Here is a 10,313-nt window from a genome sequence, read left to right as displayed (position 1 = left end):
CATTGAAGGTTCTATTCTTGGGGCGGTCTTTATCTAATATAAGCTCGTAATCGGGAATTCTTTTTGAAAATTTATCTAGCCAATATTGTTTGTCCTCGTTCTCTGAAGATTGACCAGCAAAATCAACAAAAGAGTATGCTTCTTCTAAATCAGCCGAATTTCCCTTTACGGTGCTATTGTAAAAGGCTGACAAATCTGCGATCACGATGCCAAGAGACCAGCCATCACAAATAATATGATGAGCAGTGAATATCAGGTAGTGACAGGTATCCGACTCTTTCAGTAAGCGAACTCTGAATAAAGGGCCATTGACTAGGTCCAGAGGCTCGCGGGCTTCGCTTTCAATAAGTTCTTCAAGAGCTTGTTTTTCAATATTTTCTAAGCTGCATTGAATTTCCTGATAGTCGAATACTCTAAAGCTTGTGCCATCTTCAGAAAAACTGGCTCTGAGAGCATCATGCCTTGCAACGGTTAGCTCAAGTGCATTGATGAGAGCAGGCACTCTGAGCTCTCCTTTAAACTTTAAGGTAAAGGATTCGTTAAAAGCGCTTGAAGCCTTTGGATCCATCAGGACAGACGACCATATTTCAAGTTGTGCTGCCGTGGACGGAACCGATTTTATCAGGGTCGGTTTTTGATCAGCAAAGGGGTCGAAATCTACCGAAACAGATTGTATGGTCTTGATTTGGCTAGTCATTAGTTTTGCTCTAGCATTCTGTATTTTCCAGGTTGTTCAGGGTCCCTTATAAACCATGCAGGCTTTCCTTGGGAATCTTTTCCTAATCTAGCTCCTGGAACTGGTGGAGTGTTTTGCAATGACGCCGTTTCTTCAGTGTTTTGGGTGTTCGTGTTTTTGCTCGGATCGAGCTCGGGAAAGAATCCTAACGACAGCATTTCGTCGACGGCTTCCTCAAAAGCTTTAATGATTGCAGCGATATCTTCATCACTATGAGCTGTGGTAAGGAAACATGGGCGTGCATCCCATATATGGATTCCTTTTTCTCTCAACAGCGTAAATATTAGTTCCTCGTAAGCGATATCTTGGGGAATTTTAAAACGGAATAGGGACTGGCAGTTCACGACTTTGATCGGAGCATTTCGTTGGCTTGCGTACAGGTTCATTTGCTCGACCATTGCAGCGGTCTTGTTGCCCAAATCCTGCTGTATAGTAGGCTCGGCTATTAGTTTATCTAATACTGCATTTGCTGCAGCCATCGCGAGTGGGTGGCGTACAAAGGTTCCCGCAAAGTAGGTTACGCCAACTTCGGGCGATGAGTCATCACCATATCGCCATTGGCCACCATCTAAGGCGTCCATATACTTGGACTTGCCTCCAATAACACCAATTGGCATACCTCCACCGATAATCTTACCGTAGGTTGCGATATCTGCTGGAATATCGAAATGGCCTTGAGCTCCTCGTGGTCCGAGGCGGAAACCTGTAATGACTTCATCGAATATAAGGGCCATCTCATTTTGATCGCATAAGCTCCTTAACTCTTGAACGAACTCTTTAGGCTGAAGTTCTGGGTTTCGGCTTTGTACAGGTTCGATCAGAACAGCAGCGATGTCATCGGCGTTTTCTTCGATATACTTTAAAGACTGTGGGTCACCGTAGTCTAGAATCATTGTGTTGGCGACGGCCTCTCCAGGAATACCGGCTGCTGCTGGTAACGGTAGGCCATTCGAACCTCGATGGACGATAACCTCATCATTGATTCCATGATAGTCGTTTTCAAACATGACGATATGTTCTTTGCCTGTCACTGTGCGCGCTAATCGTATGGCGCCAAGTACAGCTTCAGAACCAGTATTACAGAAAGCAACACGCTCTAGTTGAGTTAACTGGCAAAATTTCTTGGATACCTTTTCAGTTAAGGGGTTCTGGGGGCCGATTTCGTAACCGGTTTCTAGCTGTTTGGCAACGGCCGAGCGAATAAATTCAGCACCATTGCCAAAGAAATTTGAGCCAAAGCCACAGGTGACGTCAATCAAACAATTTCCGTCGATATCCCAAAGGTGTGCGCCGGCAGACTTCTCGACAACAATAGGGTAAATAACCTCTTTCAGTTTATCTCGAAACCCGGAGACTACTCGAGGGTCCGCGAGCTGGGAGCGGTTTGCTTGAGCGAAGTCTTTAGACTTTGAAAACTTGGCATTATAGCGCTGACTAAGCTTTTCCAAATTCTGCTGTTGATCGGCACTGAGCTCATTTGAGCGCTTAACGTTAATACGGGTGCCCGCACCAAAGGGTTTTTTGTCTTGAGTATCGCTTAGCTCCGCGGTGCCGGAGGTTTGTGTAGTGGCAGGTACTGAAGCTTGAACTGGCGCTCCTGCTTGACCCTGGCTTAATTGGTTTAATAAAGCAATTTGACTGTTTACCAATTGAAGTTGCTGCGAAAGCAAACTGTTTAAAGGCGAGCCGTTTGCATTGGTGGTAGTCGCGTGACTTACTGGTAAAGGAGCGGAAACAGAAGGCGTGTCAATGTGAACAGGTGCTTGGTTCGGTGTTGCCACAGGCGCGCTAGTTAAGGCTCCGTCGCCCTCTAACTTTGTCGCTAGCTTATTGAATGAACTATATTCATTCATAAGTTGACGGAAGGTTACTTTGGATTTGAAGGTCTTTTTCAGTTTTAAGGCTAACTGCGTTAAGAATAGAGAATCGAGGCCTAATTCGAAAAAGGTTGCATCAGGATTGGCGTCGTTTAAGTCGATGCCCGAAGTATCTGAAAAAAGTGTTTTGAGTTGGCTGATCGCGTTTGTCGTCATGGTGTCGGCTTCTATATCATTAAATAAGTTGGTTCCAGATACTACTTGAGTCTCCTGAATTGAGACTGGGCTAGCGCCTAATGATGCAATATCGAGAAAGTTGTTATTCATGGCTGCAAACTGTTGTTGCAGCCCTTGGCTAAGTTGAGTCAGGTCGCCCAAGAAATTGGACTGATTACTGTCAAAGCTCTTACTAAGCTCTTGTTCTAGGTTGAAGGCGGAGTGACTGGCCTGTGGTGCTATATAGAAATCTTTATGTTCAAAGGCATAAGGAGGTAAAAACCCCATCGCTGGTTTTATCGGCCTGGCTAGTTTACGCCAGTCGACAGATAATCCCGTTTTCCATATATTGCCTAGGCAGGCGATAAATTGGCTATCTTCAGCTTCTTCTGTTGGCTTTGGTAGGGCCGTTATTATATTAAGGTCATCCTTATCTTCCAAGCATTGGCTAAGTAAGTGAGACGCAACACGTCTTGGGCCGCAATCTATAACAATAAGGTTTGACCACTTGCTTAGCTTTTCAGTGCCACCTTTGAACTGTACCGGAGCTACTATCTGGCTAGCCCAGTAGCGAGTGTCGCTTGCTTGTTCATCTGTAATCCAGTCGCCGCTGACACAGGAAATAAATGGGATACTGGGCTTTTTGCAATGAATGCCCTTGAGCTCTGTGATGAAAGCCTGCTCGGCAGGGATCATCATTGGCGAGTGGAAAGCGTGCGAGGTTCTTAGCTTTGTGCAATGAATACTGGCCTTCTCCAGTGCTTCTTTTGCTTGTTCAATATGAACATCTTCACCAGAGAGAGTGAGTGATTCAGGAGTATTTTGAGCTGAAAGAACAACACTATCCGGAATTAAGTGCTTGATTGCGTCAAAGCTGCTTTCTACGGCTAACATGCTACCACTCGCCTGTCTTTGCATGACTCTGCCGCGCGTTAAAACTACTCTAATTGCCGTGTGTAAATCGAATACCCCAGACAAGGTTGCCGCAGCTAGTTCACCAATGCTGTGTCCCATCATTCCGTCGGGTTTGATACCAAGCTCCATTAAACTTGATGCAATAGCATAACCCACCGAAAACAATGCTATTTGCGTGTTCTCAGTAAGGTGAAGGCTTGGATCATCCGAGAATAGGATATGTATGAGATCGACGTTAAATTCGTCTTTGCATATCTCGATGCAGTTATCCAAATGTGCTCTAAAGAGCGGAAGTTCATTGTAGAGCTTCTTACCCATACGATTAACTTGAGTTCCTTGTCCAGGAAACATAAATATAATCTTTGGGTCCTTTGTAGGCGCGTCTGAAGCATTCTTAGTGAACTGTGATAGTTCACTAAGAATGCTGTCTCTAGTTGTTCCTAATATAGCTTGTCGATACTTCAATGCTTGTCGGTGAAAGCAGTAGGTGTTTTTAAGGTGATCGATATCTGTGTCAGTATTTTTTAGTAGAAATGTTTCAAGTTGCCTAGCTTGATCAGCGAGTGATTTGGGTGAATTTGCACTAAGACACAGTGGTAGTTTTGTTGGTGTCTGTGCAGAAGCAGTTGCCGGCTCAGCGTCATACCCAGAGATAATCACATGAGCATTGGTGCCTCCTATGCCAAATGAGCTGATACCTGCATATCGCTGGCCAATTTCCTGTTTCCAAGTAGCGGTGGTTGTAGCGACAGAAAACGGTGAAGACTCTAGCCTTAAGTCAGGGTTTGGTGATGTGAAATTAATACTGGCCGGAATCTGTCCTTTCGATACAGATAGTGCAGACTTTATTAAGCCCGTGACACCGGCTGCTGCAGTTAAATGCCCCAGGTTGCTTTTGACGGATCCTAGTAGGCACTGAGCTTCAGGTATTTTAGAGTTTTGTTCAAAGACTGCTTTCAGGGCCGATACTTCGATAGGGTCACCAATGGGGGTAGCGGTTCCGTGAGCTTCTATGTACCCTATCTTATCTGCAGTGAGTCCAGCATCTTGTTGTGCTGCCAGAATAACGTTTTTCTGACCCTCTTCGCTTGGGGCTGAAAAGCTGCCTTTTTGAGCGCCATCATTGTTGACTGCTACACCTTTGATAACGGCTGTTACTCTATCTTCGTCTTCGATAGCGTAATCGAGTCGTTTTAGAACGACCAAACCGCCACCATCACTAAACACAGTGCCGTTTGCCTCGCGATCGAAGGGGCGCGTATGACCGTCATGAGACTTGATACTTCCTTCTTCGGGGATATGAGGTTGTTCTTGCGGGAAGGAGAGAGAAGCGGCTCCAGCAATGGCGACCTCGCATTCGCCAGAGCGGAGAGCTTCAACAGCCTGGCACACCGCTACCAGAGATGTCGAGCAGGCAGTCTGAATGTTGACTGCAGGGCCGTTTAAGTTAAGTTTGTGCGCAATTCGTGTTGCGGTGTAATCTTTTTCATTTGCGACCATAGCTTGTAAAGCGCCATAGTCAGCGAGCTTTTCAGGGTTTTTTAAAACATTTTCTAAATAGTATGAATTATTACCGGTACCACAGAAGACGCCAATACGTCCCGGAAATTCGTCAGCAACAATTCCAGAGTCTTCTATGGCGTGCCAAGCTAGCTCGAGCATAATGCGTTGCTGTGGATCTATAAACTCGGCTTCAATTGGTGAAATTCCAAAAAAACTCGCATCGAGAGCAAGAGGCTCTGCAATGATACCTCGAGTGTTAACTTCACCATCTGCTGACGTGGGTGCAAATACATGCAGGCTTTCTTTTTCTGCTAGCAAGTTCTCCCAAAATTGTGGAAGGTTATTTGCGCCAGGTGCATTAATGGCCATGCCTATAATAGCGATGTCACGAGAGCCATCTTTGCGGGAGTTAGTATTTCGTGTCTGATAGTTGTTAGTTCTCACTTGCTTACTAAGATGATTGATAAACGAGTCTATCGAAGCGTATTGAAAAAGCTTATAGGCGGGTATATCTAGCTGAAAGCTTTCATATAGCTGAACTGATAACTGGTTCGCCATGAGTGATGTCATGCCTACATCAACCAGACTTTTTGATGTGTCGATATTGTCGTTACCAAGCAAGGAATAGATCATTGAGCTTAGTGACACTTTATCTGGCACAGCTATTAGCTGCTCTTTCTGCATGCTTGAAACCTGCTCAGCTAACTTACCTTGATTGGCGTGATACTGGGCGAGCATACTCTTGCGGTCGATTTTCCCTGAAGGCGTTGTCATCAGTGCATCGCTGAACAGAAAATGAGACGGCTGCATATAGGCAGGTAGCTCTTGCGTGAGGTATGCTTTGAGTATTGAAGCATCCTCAGAGTTGCTTACAATAAAAGCAATAATCGATTTTTGCGCTTCGCTCTCTGAAACTGTTACAGCTGCATTGGAGACACTCTCATGCTTCATTAAACAGGCTTCAATTTCCGATAACTCAATACGATAGCCACTAATTTTTACTTGGTTATCAGTTCTACCTGAATAAACTAACTGGCCCTTATTATCTGCTGAGACCAAATCCCCTGTACGATAGCAAAGTTGTTCTTTGCCATTGATCGTCATAGTGACAAAGCGTTTGTTTGTCTCTATCGAATTATTTATGTAACCAGTAGCTAAAACTGGGCCGCTAATATAGAGCTCTCCTACTTCTCCAGCTCTGACATTTTGGCCATTATCATTCAATATATTAAGTTTCGCGTGAGGTAATGCGCTACCAATTGGGGGTATTTCCGGCCAATCGCTGGCAGGGGCTCTCATGATAAGTTCGCTTACCACATGAGACTCTGAAGGGCCGTATTGATTTGACAAGCTTGTCTTAGGGAGCTGTTCGAAGATAGACCTAATATCCTCAGTGATAATTAGCTGCTCGCCCGCGGTGATAACTTCTTTCAAGGACTTCGGCACGATGTTTAGTCGAACAAACCATTGCATCAGGTTTTTCAAGGCGACATAAGGCATGAAAATTCGTTCGATTTGATGTTCGAGTATATATTCAGCAAGAGACTTAAAGTCTTGTTTGATCAGTGGGTCAAGAGTGTATAGCGTTGCGCCAAGTGATAAGCTAGAAAAGATTTCCTGGAAAGATACATCAAAACTGAGCGAGGAAAATTGCAAGGTCTTAGGGGCGTAGTTTTCGTTGTAATGAGCATTCTGCCAGTCGATCAGCTTATTTAGAGGGCCATGGGGCATCGCGACGCCTTTGGGGCGCCCTGTTGAACCCGAGGTATAGATTAAATAGGCAGCAGTCGATTCTTCTAGTTGAGCGCTATCGATGCCAAAGTTCTTAAATGCTTGGGACTTATTTGCTAGGACCTGTTCTAAGGTTTCTTCTGTAGGGAATGTTTGACTAAAGTTAATTGATTTGGTCGACTTCGGCGCAAATTCACATACCCTATCACATAGCACAAAGCTCGCATTCGCGTTTTCCAGCATGTATGCCAATCGATCGTTGGGGTAGATCGGGTCAAGAGGAATGTAGGCACAGCCATAGTCCAGCAACGCGATCATACTTGCTATCGCCAAGGGTTTCGATTCGAAATATAGACCAACGTAGCTACCTTGTTCTAGCTCCAACTGTTTGAGCCTGGAATTGATTCCTGCAACAAGCTGCCCGAGTTCAGCATAGCTTATCGAGACTTGATTATCTTGAATCGCTATTGACGTGGGGATAGAGTCAAAGTTTTGTTTGACCGTGTCGATGAAATTCAAGCTGACCTCTTTGCCTTGGGTGTTAGAGTTTATATAATTATTGCAGTGTCACTTACTTCTGAGTGGGAAGCTAGAGATTGAAGCAGTCTATTTCAAGGTAATTTCCTTTAATATCGATCTATTGATACTTCTTTAGTCACTAAAGTTTAAACGGCGTTCTTCTATGCCTTACCCCTGTAGCGGAATAAACTGAGTTAGCGATGGCTGGTGCGATGATTGGCACGGCTATTTCACCAATTCCACCAGGATCAACATTGCTAGGAATTACCTCAATGTATATTTTTGGTGTTTCATTTATTTTAATCAGGGGGTAATCATCAAAGTTATGTTGCTCAATGCGGTTGTTCTGTATTGTGATTGAATGACCTAACGAAGCATTTAATCCATAGAGAATTCCGCCTTCTATTTGAGCTGTCACTGAGTCTGGGTCGATAACGGTGCCGCAATCAACGACACAGTGGATTTCCGTAATTGTAATGCCTTCTTTGTTCTTGTTTAGCAGAACTGTTAATGCAATATAGCTTCCGAACCCTCTATTAAAGGCGATGCCAATATATTCTCCTTTGCTAAGATGCCAGTTCCATTTACTTACCTCTTTTAACTTTTCTAAAAGCCTCTTTGAACGGTCATCGTGTCGAAGTAAATTTTGTCTAAAGAGAAAAGGGTCTGTGTTTTCGTAGTGAGCTATTTCATCTATAAAGCTTTCAGTTGCAAAAACATGATTTGAATAGGCAACGGAGCGCCAAGAACCAATAGGGATACCGTGATCTAGCGTTTGAAAATAGAGTGACCGATTGGGAATATCGTATGGGAAGTCAATGGCACCACCACTTATTTTCCCCTCTGACGCCCCAGAAGCTGTGTGTCTCCAGTGAGTAATCTTCCCTTTGTCTATTTGGGATTCTATACGGTGAGATGAATAAGGTCGGTAGAAATCATTTTGTATATCCTCTTCTCTTGACCAGAGTAATTTAACCGGAAAGTTGAACTCTTTTGCAATGATGACAGCTTCGGTAACAAAGTCCTGCTCCAGTCGACGACCAAATCCTCCTCCTAAAAGAGTGGTATGAACTCTAACATTATCAGATATTCCAAGTTTACGAAGAACTTTTGAACTCCATTTACCAAGTTGTGTGTGGTATGCCTCTCTCGCTGCACCAAGGGCCATCATTGGATGTTGAGTTGGTGCCCATACGTCACAGCCATCATCGTGAATATGGGCGGTACAATTGATCGGCTCCATACAAGCATGAGCTTGATACGCGCTGTGATAATCAGCACTGATACCTTCTCCTGAAGGGAAGGCGTTGCCGAATTGTTTTACGAGCTTGCCAGTGTGACTTAAGGCATCAATAAAGTCTCTTTCTATCTGAGCTTGGTTTAGGTCATTATCTGTTTCGGAGTGCCATGTAATATTTAAGGTTGATAAGACATTTTTCGCTAGCCAATAGGACGTAGCTACAACCGCAACGGCGTTATTTAGCTTTACTATTCCTTTAACACCGGAGCTTAATTGCCTTGTAGTGGAGACTGACGCTAGTGTTGATTTAAATGTGGGGGCGTGAGTAATTGCAGCATAGTGCAAGTTTTCCAGCTCAGTATCGATACCATATTGTGCCTGTCCCTTGACGATGTCGTGAACGTTTAGGCTAGGGTTTTTGTTCCCTATAAAGTTAAATTCACTAGGTTTTTTAAGAGCAGGATTTTTAGGGGGGTGGAATGTGCTGGCCAGCTTACTCAAGTCGCCATAACTAATGTGCTTTCCTGTTTGCTGGTTTATAACTTGGCCATTTTTGGTGCTTAAACTTTGTTGATCAACCTCCCAAGTTTGGGCTGCTGCTTGTAGTAGCATGCCCCTGACACCTGCAGCCCCAGTTCGAAGAGGGAGCCATAGTGACTTGATTGAGCTACTTCCACTGGTTCGAAGTTGGGCATGCTTCGTGTCCGCGTCAGCCAGCTTGATTTCTATAGTTGACCATTCTAAATCTAATTCTTCCGCTATGATTGCGGGTATTGCATTAATGATTCCTTGCCCCATTTCGATTTTGGGTAAGGTAATGACAACTCGATTGTCTGTGTGAATACTTAGCCAAGCTTTTGGTGAAAATGCTAGGCTTTCAGTATTCCATTCATTACAGCCATTGAGAGAAATGCCAAGTGAAAGGCCTACACCGGCGCTAGTGGTTAGTTTTAAGAATTCTCTACGATTAGTATCCATAAGCTGGTATTCATAAACTATCTAAGGTTTGAAGAACATGAAATCCATATCAGAGTCTGCAAATGTAATTCGCCAATTTTTTATATCCTGTGCTTGCATTAGATTGCAGGCTTCACCTTTACAGTGAAGCATAAATAGATCACCATGAGGACGTTTTATAAAAAGTGACTTCTTCAATTCGTGTTCCATGTCCAGGTTGATGCCTTGATACATGATTGCATCAACATTTTTTTCTAAGGCTAACTTTTCACTTAGCTTGATTAGATCAGGGTAGTCTGAATCTGGAGCTAAGTAGTCACAAATTGCTAGAACCTGTTTTCCTTGCCACTCACTAATCATTGTAACCAAGTAGCTTGATAGGTTTTCTCCTTCGTATAGGAAGTGAATGTCGTAAGGGTGCTGTGATGGTGTTTCAATGTAGCGCCACTCAAAATACTCAGCATTCTTTCTAATGTTGAGTATTTTGAGATTATGTTCCTTGTTGTATAGGTATTCTAAATCCTTCTTATAATTCTCAACTTGGGATATCGGTTTTATCGTTTTTCTAGTTCTTACTAAGTGCTTTAGTCGAGTAAAAAAACGAACGCCCCAGGCTATTGTTGGATAAATTATAGTACCTTTTACCCCATGGCCTTGTTGGGTGCTAGAAAATCCTTTT

Annotated in this window: 4 protein-coding genes; all 4 read right to left on the bottom strand. The window is 43.8% G+C overall.

Annotated features, from left to right (window positions below; genetic code table 11):
• The coding region (locus tag A3761_RS03480; protein ID WP_231881142.1) for a condensation domain-containing protein at positions 1 to 697 on the bottom strand (697 nt) is incomplete at its 3' end.
• Entirely contained in the window at positions 697 to 7,437 is a 6,741-nt protein-coding gene (locus A3761_RS03475; RefSeq protein WP_068749821.1) for a type I polyketide synthase, read from the bottom strand. The genes A3761_RS03475 and A3761_RS03480, both read right to left, overlap by 1 nt.
• 139 nt (positions 7,438 to 7,576) lie before the next feature.
• Complete coding sequence (locus A3761_RS03470) at positions 7,577 to 9,655, bottom strand: molybdopterin cofactor-binding domain-containing protein (protein WP_068515303.1); 2,079 nt, start codon at positions 9,653 to 9,655, stop codon at positions 7,577 to 7,579.
• A 21-nt stretch (positions 9,656 to 9,676) separates the two neighbouring features.
• A partial coding sequence (locus tag A3761_RS26805; RefSeq protein ID WP_197472787.1) for a hypothetical protein occupies positions 9,677 to 10,313 on the bottom strand: 637 nt, incomplete at its 5' end.

The sequence above is a fragment of the Oleiphilus sp. HI0123 genome (assembly GCF_001635315.1).
The sequence above is the reverse complement of the archived record's forward strand: the minus strand, read 5'-3'. Positions and strand labels throughout refer to the sequence as shown.